At 70.5% G+C, this 17,635-nt stretch carries 18 protein-coding genes; 7 read left to right on the top strand and 11 right to left on the bottom strand.

Annotated features, from left to right (window positions below):
- Positions 1-147: 147 nt before the first annotated feature.
- From OHA89_RS14545 to OHA89_RS14535, 3 genes are all read right to left on the bottom strand, one after another.
- Positions 148-1,428, bottom strand: coding sequence for an extracellular solute-binding protein (locus OHA89_RS14545; protein WP_257554444.1), 1,281 nt, complete (start codon positions 1,426-1,428; stop codon positions 148-150).
- 265 nt (positions 1,429-1,693) lie between these two features.
- A complete protein-coding gene (locus tag OHA89_RS14540) occupies positions 1,694-2,308 on the bottom strand; it encodes an SMI1/KNR4 family protein (RefSeq protein ID WP_215148735.1) in 615 nt (204 codons plus the stop codon).
- Positions 2,309-2,366: 58 nt separating this feature from the next.
- Positions 2,367-2,765, bottom strand: a complete 399-nt coding sequence (locus tag OHA89_RS14535) for a DUF192 domain-containing protein (protein WP_266615238.1) — start codon at positions 2,763-2,765, stop codon at positions 2,367-2,369.
- Positions 2,766-2,854: 89 nt separating this feature from the next.
- On the opposite strand from OHA89_RS14535, the gene OHA89_RS14530 reads away from it, so the two are divergent.
- A complete protein-coding gene (locus OHA89_RS14530; protein ID WP_406366319.1) occupies positions 2,855-3,586 on the top strand; it encodes a prepilin peptidase in 732 nt (243 codons plus the stop codon).
- Between the two features lie 131 nt (positions 3,587-3,717).
- On the opposite strand, the gene mgrA is transcribed toward OHA89_RS14530, so the two are convergent.
- Positions 3,718-4,755, bottom strand: coding sequence for an L-glyceraldehyde 3-phosphate reductase (gene mgrA / locus OHA89_RS14525; RefSeq protein WP_266615236.1), 1,038 nt, complete (start codon positions 4,753-4,755; stop codon positions 3,718-3,720).
- A 125-nt stretch (positions 4,756-4,880) separates the two neighbouring features.
- Here mgrA and OHA89_RS14520 point away from each other — a divergent pair, with 125 nt between their 5' ends.
- The 5 genes from OHA89_RS14520 to OHA89_RS14500 all read left to right on the top strand — a co-directional run bounded on the left by OHA89_RS14520 (position 4,881) and on the right by OHA89_RS14500 (position 10,570).
- Positions 4,881-5,642 carry an isoprenyl transferase gene (locus tag OHA89_RS14520; RefSeq protein WP_215148743.1) on the top strand — a complete coding sequence of 254 codons (762 nt, stop codon included), beginning with the start codon at positions 4,881-4,883 and terminating at the stop codon, positions 5,640-5,642.
- Between the two features lie 362 nt (positions 5,643-6,004).
- Entirely contained in the window at positions 6,005-7,321 is a 1,317-nt protein-coding gene (locus OHA89_RS14515) for a PhoH family protein (protein WP_257554439.1), read from the top strand.
- A gap of 434 nt (positions 7,322-7,755) precedes the next feature.
- On the top strand, positions 7,756-8,451 hold the full coding sequence (locus OHA89_RS14510; protein ID WP_215148746.1) for a transglycosylase SLT domain-containing protein: 696 nt from the start codon (positions 7,756-7,758) through the stop codon (positions 8,449-8,451).
- 117 nt (positions 8,452-8,568) lie between these two features.
- Entirely contained in the window at positions 8,569-9,915 is a 1,347-nt protein-coding gene (locus tag OHA89_RS14505) for an AI-2E family transporter (protein ID WP_266615235.1), read from the top strand.
- Positions 9,899-10,570: a hypothetical protein gene (locus OHA89_RS14500; RefSeq protein ID WP_266615233.1), complete on the top strand. Its 672-nt coding sequence runs from the start codon at positions 9,899-9,901 to the stop codon at positions 10,568-10,570. The genes OHA89_RS14505 and OHA89_RS14500 overlap by 17 nt, the downstream gene beginning before the upstream one ends.
- A 60-nt stretch (positions 10,571-10,630) precedes the next feature.
- Here OHA89_RS14500 and OHA89_RS14495 read toward each other — a convergent pair whose 3' ends face one another.
- Both OHA89_RS14495 and OHA89_RS14490 read right to left on the bottom strand, forming a co-directional pair.
- On the bottom strand, positions 10,631-11,170 hold the full coding sequence (locus tag OHA89_RS14495) for an alkyl hydroperoxide reductase (RefSeq protein WP_406366317.1): 540 nt from the start codon (positions 11,168-11,170) through the stop codon (positions 10,631-10,633).
- Between the two features lie 3 nt (positions 11,171-11,173).
- Positions 11,174-11,728 (bottom strand): peroxiredoxin, encoded by a 555-nt coding sequence (locus OHA89_RS14490; RefSeq protein WP_215148752.1) that lies wholly within the window; start codon positions 11,726-11,728, stop codon positions 11,174-11,176.
- A 134-nt stretch (positions 11,729-11,862) separates the two neighbouring features.
- On the opposite strand from OHA89_RS14490, the gene OHA89_RS14485 reads away from it, so the two are divergent.
- Entirely contained in the window at positions 11,863-12,810 is a 948-nt protein-coding gene (locus tag OHA89_RS14485) for a hydrogen peroxide-inducible genes activator (RefSeq protein ID WP_215148754.1), read from the top strand.
- Positions 12,811-12,836: 26 nt separating this feature from the next.
- On the opposite strand, the gene OHA89_RS14480 is transcribed toward OHA89_RS14485, so the two are convergent.
- The 5 genes from OHA89_RS14480 to OHA89_RS14460 all read right to left on the bottom strand — a co-directional run bounded on the left by OHA89_RS14480 (position 12,837) and on the right by OHA89_RS14460 (position 17,609).
- Positions 12,837-15,176 carry an ABC transporter permease gene (locus OHA89_RS14480; protein WP_406366314.1) on the bottom strand — a complete coding sequence of 780 codons (2,340 nt, stop codon included), beginning with the start codon at positions 15,174-15,176 and terminating at the stop codon, positions 12,837-12,839.
- Complete coding sequence (locus OHA89_RS14475) at positions 15,173-15,859, bottom strand: ABC transporter ATP-binding protein (protein ID WP_266615226.1); 687 nt, start codon at positions 15,857-15,859, stop codon at positions 15,173-15,175. Before OHA89_RS14475 ends, OHA89_RS14480 begins: the two co-directional genes overlap by 4 nt.
- Positions 15,856-16,380, bottom strand: coding sequence for a PadR family transcriptional regulator (locus OHA89_RS14470; RefSeq protein ID WP_215148760.1), 525 nt, complete (start codon positions 16,378-16,380; stop codon positions 15,856-15,858). Before OHA89_RS14470 ends, OHA89_RS14475 begins: the two co-directional genes overlap by 4 nt.
- Positions 16,381-16,470: 90 nt before the next feature.
- A complete protein-coding gene (locus OHA89_RS14465; RefSeq protein ID WP_215148762.1) occupies positions 16,471-16,704 on the bottom strand; it encodes a hypothetical protein in 234 nt (77 codons plus the stop codon).
- Positions 16,701-17,609 carry an SPFH domain-containing protein gene (locus OHA89_RS14460; RefSeq protein ID WP_257554418.1) on the bottom strand — a complete coding sequence of 303 codons (909 nt, stop codon included), beginning with the start codon at positions 17,607-17,609 and terminating at the stop codon, positions 16,701-16,703. Before OHA89_RS14460 ends, OHA89_RS14465 begins: the two co-directional genes overlap by 4 nt.
- Between the last annotated feature and the right edge of the window lie 26 nt (positions 17,610-17,635).

Here is a 17,635-nt window from a genome sequence, read left to right as displayed (position 1 = left end):
GGGCAGCGCTGAGGCCGGCCGCCCTGCGCACCTTGTGGGTGCTCGGCGGGCGACGGGGCCGGGGCCTCGGATCGAGAGCCGCAGTGGCCATCCTGCCGCACGGGGTGGTCTGCGGCATGGGGCGAAGGTCCCGTGTCGCGGGGTTCTTCAGTGCTTCTTCGAGGCCTCGTTCGCCTTGGAGGCGATGTCCTCGAGGACGGTCTTCGGGTCGACGTTCGGTTCCACCGCCCGTCCGATGTTGCGCTTGATGGTGTCGCTGACGGTCACCCAGGACGGGTCGTTCACCGGGTAGAGCTGTGCGCCGTACAGCGCGGTCAGGAACTGCTGGTCGTTCTTGTCGAGGCCGCCGCCCGCGGTGCGCGAGGCGGTGACGGTGGACGGCAGCAGGTGGTAGCGGTTGGCGAAGTCCGACAGGTTCTTGTCCTGGTAGAGGAACTCCAGGAACGTGCCGATCTCGGTGCGCTGGTCGTTCTGCTTGAACGCCATCATCCAGTCGGCCACGCCCACGGTCGGCGGGACCTCTCCGCTGGCGAGGGTGTCCGAGACCGGCATGGACACGGTGCCGACGCCGATGCCCTTGGCGCGCGCCTCGTGGGCGAGCGACGGGTAGCCGTTGAGCATGCCGACCTCGCCCCGCAGGAAGGCGGCGAAGGCGTCGGCGCGGTTGAGCTGGGACGGCGGGGTGGGGCCGACGAGGCCGGGGGCGATCAGGTTGTCCTTGACCCAGCGCCAGGTCTGGATGTTCGGGTCGGAGGCCAGGCTGTAGTTGCCGCTGTTGTCGGCGTAGCCGCCGCCGTTGCTCAGCTCCCAGATCATCGCCTCGGCGTGCGCCTCCTCCGGGCCCAGGGGCATGGCGTACGGGAACTTCACACCCTTGTCCTTGAGCGCCTTGGCGGCGGACTTGAGGTCGGCCCAGGTCTTGGGTGCGCTGACGCCGGCCTTGGAGAACAGGGCCTCGTTGTAGAAGAGGAGGCGGCTGCTCGCCACGAAGGGCAGACCGTAGAGGGTGCTGCCGACGGTGCCGGCCTCGGCGAGCGGCTGGAGGAAGTTCGCCTCCCGGGTGACCGAGAGGAGCTCGTCCGCGGAATAGAGCTTTCCCTGGGCCGCGAAGTCCGAGTACGAGCCCATGAGCGCGATGTCCGGCGCGTTCCCCGCCTTGACCATACGGGAGACCTCGCGGTCGATGTCGGCCCACGGCAGGAGCTTGACCTCGACCTTGATTCCGGGATTCGCGGCGGTGAAATCGGCGGTCACCTTGTCCCAGAACGCCTTTGAACTGGTGGCCGGAGTGTCGCCGTATTCGGCGGCGACGAGGCGCAGCGTGCCGCTGCCACCTGCGCCGCCTCCGGAGCCGCCACATCCGGCCAGTGGTATCAGCAGTCCGAGCACGACCGTGGTGGCGGCCGTGCCGAAGATTCTTCGTCCCACGGGTGTATTCCCCTGATTTTCTTTTGGATCCCGTTACTACTTATGAGTTGCTCCGGGCTGGGGTGTCCCTTCATGGCCCGTTGGCCGGAATTCTCTCCTGAAAGTGGGGTGGCTGATTCCATTGGGGGGCACTTGTGGTCAATGCTCCAACTGGGGCTTTTCCGCATGGTGTTTTCCGATATGTGATCCACGGAACGGACGCGCGTAGACATGCCGAAAAGCCCGTTTCCGGTCACGGAACGGGCTCGGTGGTGTGACGGGAACGTCAGTCGGCGAATTCGCCCGCGTACGGGTCGGGCTCACCCGTCTCGGGGTTGCGGCCCTCCTGCCACCGGCGCTGGGCCTTGCGCCAGTGGACGAAGCTGAGGTGGCCGCCGTCCCAGAAGGTGATGCTGACCGGGCTCACGTCGAACTCGTCGGAGCAGAGCCGGTAGAGGAACTCGGCCATGCCGTACGGGTACACGGCGAAGGAGTCGGCGGTGTGCCGCCCGCACACCAGGACCGGCCACCGGTCAGGGTCGGGGTCGGAGGTGAGCCAGCACAGGATGTCGGATCCGCCGGTGACGCCCCAGGCGATGATCGCCTCCGGGTCCACGTCGAAGGCGGCCCGGCCGCCCTCCGCCTCCCAGACGTGGCGGGCGTTCTCGGTCTCCTCGGCCATCTCGGCCGGGTCCCACTGGAGTCCGGGCTTGGGGAGAGGGAGCAGGATGCTGGCCTCGCCGTTGATGGAGCCCGCACCGAAGCGGCCCATGAAGGCGACGAAGTCGGCCGGGAACCGGGTGCCCCAGGCAGCCTCGGCGCTCGGCCAGTCGATGTCCTCGTCGGCGCCGTGCGTCGCCGGCATGATCTGCTCCAGCGCTTTGATCGCGTTCTCCGTCATGCACTCCCCTGACACCCCAGCTCAACCGCCCCAACCTACCGCCGAGGCGGGACCTCCACTAGGACCTGTCCAGGGGCCCGTCCACGGACCTGTCCTCGGGCCTGTCCGCGGACCTGTCCACGCGCACGGTGGTGCCGGGCCCCAGCCCCCAGCCGGCCATCGCTCCGGCCGCCGCCTCCAGGACGTGCCGGGAGCGCGGCCGGGGCAGCCCGAGCCGGCCCGGGGCCATCGTGACCACGGCCAGGACGCGCAGGTTCCGGTCGAGGTACGCCACGTCGATCGCGAAGCGCATCCGGAAGGTGTGCACGCTCGCCGCGGGGGTGAGCAGCATGGCCCCGGCGATGCCGTCCCGGCCGAGCAGCCCCCGGGTCCGCGCCCGGTACGAGGCGGCGATCTCCAGCGGCACCGCCACCGCCCCGACCGTGAGGGTGCCGTGTCCGTCGTCCCAGTGAGCCATGCGGGTCACCCTAGGGTGCGGCGCCGCTACCGGGACTCAAGCCCAGGCGGGGCTGGTTCGTGCGGGGCTGCGGGGCCTACCGTCGCCGGATGGGTGTGGTCGTGATCGTTCTTGCCGCCGGGTACGGGGTGGCCGCGGGGCTGCTGCTGCCGCGCGCCGCCTGGCGGCTGTCCGTCGAGCCGGAGGAGCCCTGGCGGGACAGCTGCCCGCAGGGGCATGCCCTGCCGGGCTGGCTGGGCCCGGCCCGCTGCCGGGTCCCGGGGCCGGGCGGGCACGCGTACGGGAGGCGGGCGGCGCCGGTCGCGGTACTGACGGCGGGGGTCTGCGCCGCGCTCGGGGCGGCCGTCGGCGCGCGGCCCGAGGCCGTGGCCTACGTGGGGCTCGCCCCGGCGCTGGTGCTGCTCGCGCTCGTCGACCGTGCCGTGCACCGGCTGCCCGACGTACTGACCCTGCCGCTGGCCGCCGCGGTCGCCGCCGGGCTGGGATCGGCCGCCCTGCTGCCCCGCGCCGGAGGCGACTGGCGGCTCGCGCTGCTGGGCGGGGGCGCGCTCGGGGCCTCGTACCTCGTGCTGCACGTGCTCAACCCCGCCGGGCTGGCCTTCGGGGACGTCAAGCTGGCGCTTCCGCTGGGGGTCGCTCTTGGGTGGTACGGGTGGGGGGTATGGGCCTTCGGGGCCTTCCTGGGCTTCCTCTACGGGGCCCTGTACGGCCTCTTCCTTGTGCTGCGCGGCTCCGCGACACGCCAGGACGGCTTCGCCTTCGGCCCCTTCATGGCCGCCGGGGCACTCACCGGAGTGCTGCTGGGCGGTTTCGGAGCGTAATCGTGGCGCGCCAATGCACGCATCACGCTTTACGAAGGGTTATGGTGGAACCCCCCCCTCGGGCCGGTCCGTATCCCCCCCACGGACCGGCCCGTTTTTTGTTCTCCGCGCCCCACGGGCATACGCGCAGGTCAGCCGCGCTGGGCCCAGAGGTTGGTGCCGGGGGTGGACACGGCGAAGGAGTCGATCTCCTTCAACTCGGCCTCGGAGAGCGGATCGCCCGCCAGCGCGGCCACGTTTTCCTCCAGCTGCCGCACGCTGGACGCGCCGATCAGCGCCGAGGTCATCCGGTCGTCGCGCAGCACCCACTTCAGTGCCAGCTGGGCCATCGACTGCCCGCGCCGCGCGGCGATTCCGTTCAGCCCGTCGAGCCTGCGGAGCACCTCGTCCGACAGCAGCTCCGGGTTGAGGGACTTGCCCTGGGTGGCCCGCGAGCCCGCCGGGATCTCCTTGAGGTACTTGCCCGTCAGCAGGCCCTGCGCGAGCGGCGCGAAGGAGATGCAGCCCATGCCGGACTCCTCGAGGGTGTCCAGCAGCCCGTCGTCCTCGGTCCAGCGGTTGATCATGGAGTACGAGGGCTGGTGGATCAGCGGACGCACCCCCATCCCGCGCAGGATGCGCACCGCCTCGGTGGTCTGCTCCGCGGTGTAGGAGGAGACGCCGACGTAGAGCGCCTTGCCCTGCTGGACCGCGGACGCCAGGGCGCCCATGGTCTCCTCGAGCGGGGTCTCCGGGTCGAAGCGGTGCGAGTAGAAGATATCGACGTAGTCCACGCCCATCCGCTCGAGCGAGGCGTCGAGCGAGCTCAGCAGGTACTTGCGGCTGCCCCACTCGCCGTACGGCCCCGGGTGCATCAGGTAGCCGGCCTTGGTGGAGAGGATCAGCTCGTCGCGGTAGGGCGCGAAGTCCTGGGCGAAGATCTTGCCGAAGTTCAGCTCGGCCGAGCCGGGCGGCGGACCGTAGTTGTTCGCCAGGTCGAAATGGGTGACGCCGAGGTCGAAGGCCCGGCGGAGGATCGCCCGCTGGGACTCGAGCGACTTGTCGTCGCCGAAGTTGTGCCAGAGGCCGAGGGAGATGGCGGGGAGCTTGAGGCCGCTGTGGCCCGTGCGCCGGTACTCCATGGAGTCGTAGCGCGAGGGCTCTGCCCGATAGGGATTGTTATCAGTCACGTTGTCCTCCCTATCACGGAGCTGTGACAGACCGAGTTGGGTACCCCATCCCGCCGCGCAGTAATGTGGCGCACTCGGGGGACCGCAATTCGCACGGGGGCATTGCACGGAGGGGCTGGAAGATCGTGAAGCTGCGCGACCTGGTGTACAGGCTCTACGCACGCCGGGTGGAAGGCCGCCTCGACCATGACGCGGCGCCCAAGCACATCGGCGTCATTCTGGACGGGAACCGGCGCTGGGCGAAGGCGTCCGGAGGCACCACGGAACAGGGCCACCAGGCCGGAGCCGACAAGATCTCCGAGATGCTGGGCTGGTGCACCGAGACGGACGTCGAGGTCGTCACCCTGTGGATGCTCTCCACGGACAACCTGGACCGGCCGGAGGTCGAGCTCCGCCCGCTGCTCAACATCATCGAGAACACCGTACGGGGCCTCGCCGCGGACGGCCGCTGGCGCGTCCACCACGTCGGCAACCTCGACATCCTGCCCGCGCGGACCCAGACCGTGCTGAAGGAGGCCGAGCAGGCCACGCACGACATCGACGGGATACTCGTCAACGTCGCCGTCGGCTACGGCGGCCGTCAGGAGATCGCCGACGCGGTCCGCTCGCTGCTGCTGGAGCACGCGCAGAAGGGCACCTCCTTCGAGGAGCTCGCCGAGATCCTGGACATCGACCACATCGCGGAGCACCTCTACACGCGCGGCCAGCCCGACCCGGACCTCGTGATCCGCACCAGCGGCGAGCAGCGGCTGTCCGGATTCATGCTGTGGCAGAGCGCGCACTCCGAGTACTACTTCTGCGAGGTCTTCTGGCCGGCCTTCCGCAAGGTCGACTTCCTGCGGGCCCTGCGCGACTACGCGGCCCGCCACCGGCGGTACGGGTCCTGATCACGCTCCGTACCCCCGGGGGTCCCTGACGCCCCCTCGGTCACCGGCACCCCTTCCCTCCCGAACCCTTCACCTGGGGGCACCTCCCAGCGGTAGCTGGGGGAGGATTCACCGAGCGTCCGTCATATGCCATGGCATGGCCTGGCCTGATCGGGGAATACCACTTTCAGGTCGATGCCCGATCCACGGGTGTCGAGTCTCAGCGGACGGCATGGGGTCGTCCGCCCGGGAGGCCCTTTGCACCAGGACGCACGTGCGGTTCGCACGGTCGGAGTGGAGGGCCGGGAATCGGCCCTGGCATGGGTGCCGATGACCGGTCCGGTCTTCATGGCCCGACCTCTTCCGAGGGGGTACGTCCTTCCGTGGTGACCAGCACAAAGCGCCGCCTGCCCGACAGGCGGACCTACGTCCTCGACACCAGCGTCCTGCTGGCAGACCCCAACGCGATCTCCCGATTCGACGAGCACGAGGTCGTGCTCCCGATCGTGGTGATCACCGAGCTGGAGGCAAAGAGGCACCATCCCGAACTCGGCTACTTCGCGCGCCAGGCCCTGCGCCTGCTCGACGACTTCCGGGTCCGGTACGGACGCCTCGACGCCCCCATCCCGCTGGGCGATCTGGGCGGCACCCTGCGTGTCGAGCTCAACCACTCCGACCCGGGTGTCCTGCCCGCAGGCTTCCGATTGGGGGACAACGACTCGCGGATCCTCGCGGTCGCCCGCAATCTCCAGGCCGAGGGCTACGACGTCACGGTGGTCTCGAAGGATCTCCCGCTGCGCATCAAGGCCTCCTCCGTGGGGCTGATCGCCGAAGAGTACCGCGCGGAGCTCGCGATCACCGATGCCGGCTGGACCGGCATGAGCGAGCTCGCCCTCTCCGGCGAGCAGGTGGACCTCCTCTACTCCGAGGAGCGCCTCTACGTCCAGGAGGCCGCCGAACTGCCCGTGCACACCGGGCTGGTCCTCCAGTCCGAGCGGGGCAAGGCGCTCGGCCGCGTCACGGCGGACGGCAACGTGAAGCTCGTACGGGGCGACCGCGAGGCCTTCGGGCTGCACGGCCGCAGCGCCGAGCAGCGCATCGCCCTGGACCTCCTCCTCGATCCCGAGATCGGGATCATCTCGATGGGAGGCCGGGCGGGTACCGGAAAGTCGGCACTGGCCCTGTGCGCCGGCCTGGAGGCGGTGCTGGAGCGGAGGCAGCACCAGAAGGTGATGGTCTTCCGGCCGCTGTACGCGGTGGGCGGGCAGGACCTCGGCTATCTGCCCGGGGACGCCTCCGAGAAGATGAGCCCCTGGGCGCAGGCGGTCTTCGACACCCTCTCGGCCGTGGCCGGGCGCGAGGTCATCGAGGAGGTGCTGAACCGCGGGATGCTGGAAGTCCTGCCGCTCACGCACATCCGCGGCCGCTCGCTGCACGACGCCTTCGTGATCGTGGACGAGGCCCAGTCGCTGGAACGGAATGTCCTTCTGACCGTTCTGTCCCGAATCGGCGCGAATTCGCGGGTCGTTCTGACCCACGATGTCGCCCAACGGGACAACCTGCGGGTCGGCCGGTACGACGGAGTGGTCGCCGTCGTTGAGAAGCTGAAGGGGCATCCGCTCTTCGCGCACATCACGCTGACGCGTTCCGAGCGGTCCCCGATCGCCGCTCTGGTCACCGAGATGCTGGAGACCCTCTGACCCCGGCAGGGGGGCTGAAACGGTCAAAAAACCCATAGCGGGAAAGTGAGTTGACGCCGTCCGGTAAAGGCCCGAGAGCCTAGCCGGGCGGCGTCGCGCTGCACAGGTCTTTCGCGAAACCAAAGGCAACATCCCAGGTGTGACCTTTCACACGCAACGGAGAATTGCCCTGCGGTGTCGAGGTCCGGCAGAGTCTGTTTTCCGTCAGGCCCCGCATACGGCACAGTTGTATCTCCGGCATCAGCCGTGAGGTACGCGCAGCACCACAACTCCACAGTCGATTGCCGTATGCCGCCCGGAGTTTCACGTGCAGCCCCCGCGAGGGAGTTGCCCACGGGCCCGCGTCTCCAGTGACCGTAGAACCACGGAGGCCAGTGTCGAGGGGCACTCTTGCGTCCGCGCGGTCACTGCGGACGTTGCTGGAAGGACATCGTGTGAGCCGGATCTCGGTACGGGGCTTCGCAGTGGCTTCTGCCACCGCGGTCACCACCGTCGGCGCAGTCGTGGGCGTTGCCACCGGCGACCCCTCCTCGAACGACCTCGAGACGACCGCCTCCGGGGCGACTCTCCTCACTGACATCCCGGTCGGCGACCAGGCGCAGGTCCAGAGCGCGTCCCTGACGCAGCAGGCCGACACCATCGCCCACGCCGCCGACACCGACGCGAAGCGTTCGGCCGAGGAGGCCGCCCGCATCCAGGCCGCCGAGGACGCCAAGGCCAAGAAGGCCGAGGCGCAGAAGGCAGCCGACGAGAAGGCGAAGAAGGAACGCGAGGCGAAGGAAGTGGCCAGCCGCTCCGCCGCCCGCGACGCCGGCGACTTCGCGGTCCAGAGCTCCTACACGGTCGCTCAGGTCAAGGCCATCGCCCAGCAGATGGTCCCGGCCGGCCAGTTCCAGTGCTTCTCGAACATCATCAACCAGGAATCCACCTGGAATTACAAGGCCGTCAACTCGTCCTCGGGCGCTTACGGTCTGGTCCAGGCGCTCCCGGGCTCGAAGATGGCCTCGGCCGGTGCCGACTGGCGCACCAACCCCGCCACGCAGATCAAGTGGGGCCTGAACTACATGGAAGACCGGTACGGCAGCCCGTGTGGAGCCTGGAGCTTCCACCAGGCCAACGGCTGGTACTAGGCGACACCGCCGCATCCCGCTCAACTCGGGAGAGCCCCGCACCGTCCTACGGTGCGGGGCTCCTCGCGTGTACGGTCTTTCGAGGTGTGACCAGCGGGGCGGGGGGAAAGGAACGACATGGCGAAGAGGGAAGGCTGGCTCGGCCGGCTCGGGAGCAGGCTGAACCGGATGGAGGCGCGGCTCGACGAGCGGCGCGCCGAGGTCGAGGCCGAGGCCAGGAGCGGCCTGCCGCACCCCGTCGCCGCCGACCGGGGACCGGCGGCGGCCGCCGCGGTGGCGCCGGGCCCCGCGCCCGCCCCCGCGCTTCCCGAGCGCCCCGACCCGGTGAGCGTGGTCCCGTGGGGCATGCGGGTCGCCGCCGAGGTCAGCTGGCGGCTGCTGCTCCTGGCCGGGATGCTCTGGGTGCTGATGAAGGTGATCAGCGAAGTCCGCCTGGTCGTCCTCGCCTTCGCCGCCGCGATGCTGGTCACCGCGCTGCTCCAGCCCTTCGTGGTCCGGCTGCGGAAACTGGGCCTGCCCCGGGGACTGGCCACCGCCGTCACCGCGATCCTCGGCTTCGTGGTCATCGGGCTCGTCGGCTGGTTCGTGGTCTGGCAGGTCATGGAGAACCTCGACGACCTCTCCGACCGCGTCCGCGACGGCATCAACGAACTCAAACTCTGGGCACTGGACAGTCCGTTCCACGTGACCGAGAAGCAGATCAACGACATCGCGAAGAACCTCAGCGAGACCATCGGCACCAACACCGAGCAGATCACCTCCGCCGGCCTGCAGGGCGTGACGGTGCTCGTCGAGGTGCTGACGGGCATCCTGCTCGCGATGTTCTCGACGCTCTTCCTGCTCTACGACGGCAAGCGCATCTGGAACTGGACGCTCGGCCTCGTCCCGGCCGCCGCCCGGCCCGGCGTGGCGGGAGCCGGTCCGCGCGCCTGGCGCACGCTGACCGCGTACGTACGGGGCACCGTCCTCGTCGCGCTCATCGACGCCATCTTCATCGGCCTCGGCATCTACTTCCTGGACGTGCCGATGGCCGTGCCGCTGGCCGTCTTCATCTTCCTGTTCGCCTTCATCCCGCTGGTCGGCGCCGTGGTCTCCGGCGCCCTCGCGGTGGTCGTGGCGCTCGTGACCCAGGGCGTGTTCACCGCTCTGATGGTGTTGCTGGTCGTCCTTGCGGTGCAGCAGATCGAGGGGCACGTGCTCCAGCCCTTCATCCTCGGCCGGGCGGTACGGGTGCACCCGCTCGCGGTGGTGCTGGCGGTGGCCGCCGGCGGCCTGATCGCGGGCATCGGGGGAGCGGTGGTCGCCGTACCGCTGGTCGCCGTCACCAACACCGCGGTGGGCTACCTGAGGGCGTACTCGCGCGAGCAGGCCCACATGGGCCACGGAGCGGTCGGCCCGGGCCCGCACGGGGCTACGGCGGTGGGCTCGGCCATGGGGGAGCCCGGGAATGATCAGCGAGCCTGAGCTGGAGGGGGAGTGGCCCCCGGACCACCCGGCCGAACCGGCACGACCGGACGCGGTGGGTGAGCCCGTACGACGGCCCGTACGGCCGTGGTGGTGGGCGCTGGGCGGGGCGGTACTGGCCTCGGCTGTCTGGGCGGGGACCCTGGCTCTGCAGGATCGATTCACCGATGCCCCGCGGATCGCCTACCGGCACTCCGAGGACCTGTGCGCCCAAGCGCCGCTGAGGGCGCTCGGCGGGATGGCCGGTGCGTTCGAGGGGGGTCTGCCGAGCCACAGCGAGAGTCCCGCTCTGGACTGGTCGTTCTGCAGTTACAACACCTTGCGTACCGAGGGCCGGGCCTCCTACTACGGTCAGGTGCTGGTCGAGCTGCACAAGAAGACCGACCCGGCGCCGGAGTTCGGCGTCCGGCCGGTGCTCAACGGGTCCATGGACGTGCAGACCGTGAACGTGCAGAAAGTCCCCGGGCTCGGGGAACAGGCACTGATCTCCGGTCTGGTGCGGTCTCCACAGCTCCAGGTGCTCGACGGCGGCTCGGTGTTCACGCTCACCGTCCAGTGGTGGGGGGAGGACGGGGACGTCGAGACCGACGGGGACGCGCTCAAGGCGGCGATGATCGAGGACATGCGCATGCTCATGGTGGCGCTGAAGAAGTGAACGAGCAGGGCCCCGCAGCCGGGAACGGCTGCGGGGCCCTGGTCTTCGTACGGGGTGCTGCTACTCGGCGGCGAGGGCGGCCTCGGCGTCGAGGGTGACCGCGACGGCCTGGATCACCGAGGCGATCTTGAAGGCCTCCTGGATCGTCTCGCGGTCGACGCCGGCCTTGCGCAGGACCTGCTCGTGCGAGTCCAGGCACTGGCCGCAGCCGTTGATCGCGGAGACGGCGAGCGACCACAGCTCGAAGTCGACCTTCTCCACGCCCGGGTTGCCGATGACGTTCATCCGCAGGCCCGCGCGCAGCGTGCCGTACTCCGGGTCGGAGAGCAGGTGCCGGGTGCGGTAGAAGACGTTGTTCATCGCCATGACCGCGGCGGCGGACTTGGCGGCGGTGTACGCCTCCGGCGAGAGGTTCGCCTTCGCCTCCGGCTCCAGCTCACGCAGGACGCGCGGGGAGCGGGCGGCGATCGCGCAGGACAGGACGGTGCCCCAGAGCTGCTGCAGCGAGAGCTTGTCCTGGTTGCCGATGACCGAACCGAGGTTCAGCTTCAGGTCCTTGGCGAAGTCCGGTACGGCGGACTTCAGGGAGTCGAGGGGCATCCGTCACTCACCGGCCAGCAGCGCGCCGGCGTCGATGGTGCTCTCGCCCTTGTTCCAGTTGCAGGGGCACAGCTCGTCGGTCTGCAGGGCGTCGAGGACCCGCAGGACCTCCTTGGGGTTACGGCCCACGGAACCGGCGGTCACCATCGAGAACTGGATCTCGTTGTTCGGGTCCACGATGAAGACGGCGCGCATCGGGAGACCGTCCTGGCCGAGGATGCCGAGGTCGGTGGAGAGCTCGCGCTTGATGTCGGACATCATCGGGAAGGGCAGGTCACGCAGGTCGGCGTGGTCCTTGCGCCAGGCGTGGTGGACGTACTCGGAGTCGAGCGAGAAGCCGAGGATCTGGGCGTCGCGGTCGGCGAACTCCTCGTTCAGCTTGCCGAAGGCGGCGATCTCCGTCGGGCACACGAACGTGAAGTCGAGCGGCCAGGCGAAGACGACCTTCCACTTGCCCTCGTACGTCTTGTGGTCGATCTGCGCGAACTCGGATCCGGCTTCGAGCGAGACACAAGCGGTCAGGTCGTACGTGGGGAACTGGTCGCCGACAGTGAGCACGTGCTCTCCTTGAGAATGGAAATTGCCCCTTTTGGGGGTTTTCCGAGAGGGTTGGACGGATCTCACATGCTGGCACAGCTGCATTGATTACAGAAATAGCTACGCTAGAGCCTGGTGATCGGAGGTGCCTATCAGTGGCTGTCGGTAATAGGGGAGCGAAGCAACCCACCCTGGCGCAGCTGCGCGCCTTCGCGGCCGTGGTCGAGCATCTGCACTTCCGGGATGCCGCCGCCGCCATCGGGATGAGCCAGCCGGCGCTGTCCGGGGCCGTGTCCGCGCTGGAGGAGGCCCTCGGGGTACAGCTGCTGGAGCGGACCACCCGCAAGGTGCTGCTGTCCCCGGCCGGGGAGCGGATCGCGGCCCGGGCGCGGGTGGTGCTCGAGGCGATGGGCGGGTTGCTCGAGGAGGCCGAGGCGGTACGGGCGCCCTTCACCGGGGTGCTGCGGCTCGGGGTGATCCCCACCGTGGCGCCGTACCTGCTGCCGACCGTGCTGGGGCTGTTCCACCGGCGCTATCCGCGGATGGACCTCCAGGTCCACGAGGAGCAGACGGCCTCGCTGCTGGACGGGCTGGCCGGCGGGCGCCTCGACCTGCTGCTGCTCGCGGTGCCGCTGGGCGTGCCCGGGGTCACCGAACTGCCCGTCTTCGACGAGGACTTCGTCCTGCTCGCGCCCCGGGAGCATCCGCTGGCCGGGCGCAAGGACATCCCGCGCGAGGAACTGCGCGGACTGCAGCTGCTGTTGCTCGACGAGGGGCACTGCCTGCGGGACCAGGCGCTGGACATCTGCCGGGAGGCCGGGCGGACGGCCGGGGCGGATGTCACCACGACCGCCGCCGGGCTCTCCACGCTCGTCCAGCTGGTCGCCGGCGGGCTGGGCGTGACCCTGCTGCCGCGTACCGCGCTGCGGCTGGAGACCACCCGCAACGAGTACCTGGCCACCGGGTACTTCGCCGAGCCCGCGCCGTCACGGCGGATCGCCCTGGCCATGCGGACGGGGACCGCCCGCCAGGAGGAGTTCCGGGCGATCGCCGCCGCGCTGCGCGAAGCCGTACGCCCGCTCCCGGTGTGGCCCACTGACTAGCGAGCCGTAGGGAGCGGGTGTGCGGGTCACTCCGTGCGCAGGCCGTCCGGGCGCATCAGGCGCAGCAGCGGCGGCAGGCTCAGCACGGTGACCACCGCGACCACACCGGCGGCCACGCCGGTCATGCCCGCGACCGACAGCCAGTCGATCCGTACCGGGGCGGCGGCCATCCGCATCAGTACGGCGCCCAGTCCCACCCCGAACACGGCGGCCAGGCCCAGCCCCAGGCCGACCGGCAGGGCGGTCTGCCACAGCACCGACAGGCTCAGGGTGGAGCGCTTGGTGCCGAAGGCGACCAGCGCCGACAGCAGCTTCTTGCGCTCGCGCAGCTGCTCCAGCTGGGAGACCAGCAGGCTCGAGCCGATGAGGATCAGCACGGCGGTGGCCCCGAAGAACAGCCCGGTGCGGATCGCCGAGTAGCCGCCGTCCTGCTTCGTGGCCCTGAGCGTCATGGCGGTGGACAGGGGGGACGCCTTGAACGCGGCCGTCCGGGCCCGCTCCAGCCCGTCCGGGTCCGAATCGTCGTCCTGTACGAAGATCTGGGTCGAGCCGAACGTGCCGGTGTCCTTCGGGGCGACCGACGGGGTCACCAGCAGACCGGAGCGCAGATTGCCGGTCGGGTCCGGGCGGCTGGCAACCGTGCGAGCGGTGGCGGGCACGGTCCACTCGACCGGCTTGACCTCGTCCGAGTGGCCCATCACGTTGCCCACGAACAGCTTGTCGCCGGGCTCGGCCGTGCCGCCGTACCTGCTGTTCTTGTCGGGAGAGCCGGTGGCGAGGAAGGCGTCGCCGTCCTTGCAGGAGCCCAGCGCGGCGACCTCGCGCAGGGCCTCGCAGCTGCCGACGGTGACGTTGATGAGCTTGGTGTCCTCGGGGACGTCGTGGGCGGCGGCGACGGAGCGCAGCGGCACCGCCTTGAGGATGCCGGCGGACCCGGCGACCTGCTGAGCCAACTGCTCCACGTCGACCTTGGATTCACGGTCGAGGAGGATCGAGACGGCGGCCCGGGAGGGGTCCTGTCCGGTCTCCGCGGTGTAGTCGCCCTCGACGCCCGCGAACAGCATCTGCAGGGCGATGGCGCCCGCGACCGCCACGGCGATGCCGTTGACGAGCCGGGCGGCACCGCCGCTGTTGACCTGGAGCCGGCGCACGGCCAGCTGCCAGGAGACCGGGCCGCCGGACATCCGGCCGACGAATCGTTCCAGCACCCAGGGCAGCAGCGCGGTGACGGCGACCAGGAGCAGCACCACGCCGCCGCTGACCTGCCACTGGTTGAACCGCCCGCTGTTGTTGCCGCGGCCCGCCATCGGTGCGAGCAGGCCCAGTCCGGCCAGCGGCAGGAGCAGCCGCCACCAGATGCGGCGCTTGCTCGGCCGGGCCGTGCGCACGACGCCCAGCGGCTCGATCACCACGCCGCGCAGCGCGAACAGGGTGACCGCGACGGCCGCGGCCGGCACCGCGACCGCCACGAGCGCGGCCAGCCACACCGTCGGGTCGAGGTCGGCGGGGAAGACGCTGCGCTGCTGGAGGTTGAAGCTGCCGACGAGCCGGCGCCCGATCAGGAAGAAGCCGGTGCCCAGCACGAGCCCGGCCAGCGACCCGGCCAGGGCCTCGCCCGCGGCGATCCGGCGGACCATCCGGCCGTCGGCGCCGACCAGGCGCAGGGCCGCGAGCCGGCGGTCGCGGCGCTCGCCGCCGAAGCGGACGGCGGCGGCGATGAAGACGGCGACCGGCAGCAGCAGGGCGACGAAGGTGAGGACGACCAGGAGCAGCAGGACCGGGCTGAGCGGCTCGCCGTCCCGCTCGTAGCCGAACGCGGTGATCCGCTGGACGCGGCCCATCGTGTCGGCCGCCACCTGCAGCCGGTCGTCGCCGGCGTAGAAGACGAGCTCGCCGGGGCCCGTCAGGCCGGCGTCGGCGATGGTCTCGGTGATGCGTCCGTCGAGGCGCTCGCGCAGGAGCTTGCCGTCCGAGGAGGCCAGCAGCTCCTTCAGGGCGGGGGACACGGCCAGTTCGCCGGGGCCGGGGATCCTCTTCAGGCCCGGTGGCACCGGGGCCTCGGGACCCTCAGCCTTCACCAGGCTGCCGTCGATGTCCTTCTGGTGGTACGTCTGGTTGGCCCGGGCGATGAGCAAGGTGTCGGGCCCGGGGTGCTCGGCGGTGGCGGTCATCGTGCTGCGGGCGTCGCCGCGCTCGTTGCGGGCGGCGAGCGCGCCGGGGATCGCCGTGCTGATGAGCAGCAGCGAGACGCCGAGGCCGACGCCTATGCCGGTGAGCAGGGTGCGGGTCCAGCCCTCACGGCCGCCGGCGAAGGCGAACCGGGCGCCCATGCCGAGGTCGCGGGACCACGTGCGGAGCTTGCTCATACGATGCGCTCCATGTCGCGGGACTTGCCGTCGCGTACGACGATCTCGCGGTCGGAGTAGGCGGCCACGCGGGTCTCGTGCGTGACGAGGACGACGGCGGCGCTGGCGGACCGGGCGGCCTCGGTGAGCAGCTGCATCACCAGCTCGCCGTTGAGGGAGTCGAGGGCGCCGGTCGGCTCGTCCGCGAAGATCACCCGCGGCTGGGTGACCAGGGCGCGGGCGACGGCCACGCGCTGGCCCTGGCCGCCGGAGATCTCCCCGGGCCGCTTGCGGGCCAGGTCCTCCACCTGGAGCCGCTCCATCCACCCCAGGGCCGTCCGCTCGGCCTCCTTGCGCTTGACGCCGGTGAGGCGCAGCGGGAGGGCGACGTTCTCGACGCAGGTCAACTCCGGTACGAGCTGCCCGAACTGGAAGACGAAGCCGAACTCGCTGCGGCGCAGGGTGCTGCGCTCGGCGTCGTTCATGGCGGACAGCTCGCGGCCGTCGTACGTGATGGAGCCGGAGTCGGGCGTGACGATCCCGGCGAGGCAGTGCAGCAGGGTGGACTTGCCGGAGCCGGAGGGGCCCATGACGGCGACGACCTCGCCGGGGTGGATGGAGAACTCGGCGCCGTCGAGCGCGTGGGTGGGCCCGTACGCCTTGCGGAGGTCCGTGGCGGCGAGCAGGGAACCGGCCGGGGTCATCGGCGTACCTCCTGGGCGAGCTGGTCGAGGCGGGCGGCGGTGAGCTCCAGCCACCGCAGGTCGGCCTCCAGGTGGAACAGGGCGTGGTCGCAGACGAGCTGGTCGGCGAGGTCGCCCTTGCGCTTGCGCTGGGTCAGGATGCGCATGAGGCGCAGGTGTTCGGCCCGCTGGGTGTCCAGCAGACCGGCTGCGCTGCGGCCGGTGAGCAGGGCGAGGACGATCTTGGTGTAGAGGGTCGAGTGGAGGTACGGCTCGGGCTTCTCGGGCTCGGAGAGCCAGGTGTCGACGTCGGTGATGCCGGCGTCGGTGATGGCGTACCGCTTGCGGTCGGGGCCGCCGCCGCTCTCTATGCCGTCGACCTCGACGAGGCCGTTCTTGAGGAGGCGGGACATGGTCGAGTAGACCTGCCCGTACGCGAGGGGGCGGTCGTGGCCGAACTTCTCGTCGAAGGCGCGCTTGAGGTCGTAGCCGTGGCGGGGGCCGGCCTCGAGGAGGCCGAGGAGTGTGTGACCGATGGACATACCGGTGACTGTACACCGGGTGTATACCCTCGATGTATACCTGGAGCGCATAGCCGAGGTGCGGGGTCTGGGGCGGAGCCCCAGCAGCCGTCAGTCGGCCGGCTTCGGGGGGCGGCCGCGGCGGGGGATGGGGCCGGGGGACGAGGGGAGGCGGCCGGACTCCGCCAGGGCCCGGCGGAGCAGGAACTCGATCTGGGCGTTCGCGCTGCGCAGCTCCTCGCCCGCCCAGCGGGCCAGCGCCTCGTACACCTGGGGGTCGAGCCGCAGCAGCACCTGCTTGCGCGGCTGCCGGCCCGCCCGGCCACCTTCCTCCGGCGGGGTCACTGGTAGAGGGTTCCCGTGTTGACCACCGGCTGGGCGGCGCGGTCACCGCAGAGGACGACCATCAGGTTCGAGACCATGGCGGCCTTGCGCTCCGGGTCCAGGTCCACGATCTCCTCCTCGGCCAGGCGGGTCAGGGCCAGTTCGACCATGCCCACCGCACCCTCCACGATCTGCTTGCGGGCCGCCACGACCGCGCCCGCCTGCTGGCGCTGGAGCATCGCGGAGGCGATCTCCGGAGCGTACGCGAGATGCGTGAAGCGGGACTCGATGATGGCCACCCCGGCCGCGTCCACCCGGGCGTGCAGCTCGGCGGCCAGCTTCTCGGTGATCTCCTCGGCGTTCCCGCGCAGCGAAAGGCCGCCCTCCTCGTGCGCGTCGTACGGGTACTCGATCGCGATGTGCCGCACGGCCGCCTCGGTCTGGGTCTCGACGAACTCCGTGAAGTCCTCGACCTCGAAGGTGGCCCGCGCCGTGTCCTCGACCCGCCACACCACGACCGCCGCCAGCTCGATGGGGTTGCCGTAGGCGTCGTTGACCTTCAGGACGGCCGTCTCGTGGTTGCGCACCCGGGTGGAGATCTTCTCCCGGGAGGTCAGCGGGTTGATCCAGCGCAGGCCGTCGGTGCGGATCGTGCCCCGGTAGCGGCCGAACAGCTGGACCACCCGGGCCTCGCCGGGCGCCACCGTGTTGAGCCCGCTCATCGCGAGGAGGGAGGCGAGGATCAGGATCACGCCGCCGGCGCTCAGGGCCGCCTGCGCGGAGGAGAGCGCGGTGGCGCCGAGCGCGATCAGCCCCGCCCCCGCGAGTACGCCCACCAGTCCGAGCAGCAGCGCCAGGCCGCCGCCCACGCTGCGCGCGGTGAATTCCCGTATGCCCTGCGGCGTGGAGACGTCGTTCGTCATCATTTGCCCCGTTTCTCGTGGTCGCAGCC

Source organism: Streptomyces sp. NBC_01546, assembly GCF_045208355.1.
GTDB lineage: Bacteria > Actinomycetota > Actinomycetes > Streptomycetales > Streptomycetaceae > Streptomyces.
The sequence above is the reverse complement of the archived record's forward strand: the minus strand, read 5'-3'. Positions and strand labels throughout refer to the sequence as shown.

Excerpts from the sequence above, each read along its gene's own strand:
- OHA89_RS14540 (WP_215148735.1), bottom strand. The coding sequence starts at position 2,308 with ATGACGGAGAACGCGATCAAAGCGCTGGAGCAGATCATGCCGGCGACG.
- OHA89_RS14535 (WP_266615238.1), bottom strand. The coding sequence starts at position 2,765 with ATGGCTCACTGGGACGACGGACACGGCACCCTCACGGTCGGGGCGGTG.
- OHA89_RS14530 (WP_406366319.1), top strand. The coding sequence starts at position 2,855 with ATGGGTGTGGTCGTGATCGTTCTTGCCGCCGGGTACGGGGTGGCCGCG.
- OHA89_RS14505 (WP_266615235.1), top strand. The coding sequence starts at position 8,569 with ATGGCGAAGAGGGAAGGCTGGCTCGGCCGGCTCGGGAGCAGGCTGAAC.
- OHA89_RS14500 (WP_266615233.1), top strand. The coding sequence starts at position 9,899 with ATGATCAGCGAGCCTGAGCTGGAGGGGGAGTGGCCCCCGGACCACCCG.
- OHA89_RS14495 (WP_406366317.1), bottom strand. The coding sequence starts at position 11,170 with ATGCCCCTCGACTCCCTGAAGTCCGCCGTACCGGACTTCGCCAAGGAC.
- OHA89_RS14480 (WP_406366314.1), bottom strand. The coding sequence starts at position 15,176 with ATGAGCAAGCTCCGCACGTGGTCCCGCGACCTCGGCATGGGCGCCCGG.
- OHA89_RS14475 (WP_266615226.1), bottom strand. The coding sequence starts at position 15,859 with ATGACCCCGGCCGGTTCCCTGCTCGCCGCCACGGACCTCCGCAAGGCG.
- OHA89_RS14470 (WP_215148760.1), bottom strand. The coding sequence starts at position 16,380 with ATGTCCATCGGTCACACACTCCTCGGCCTCCTCGAGGCCGGCCCCCGC.
- OHA89_RS14460 (WP_257554418.1), bottom strand. The coding sequence starts at position 17,609 with ATGATGACGAACGACGTCTCCACGCCGCAGGGCATACGGGAATTCACC.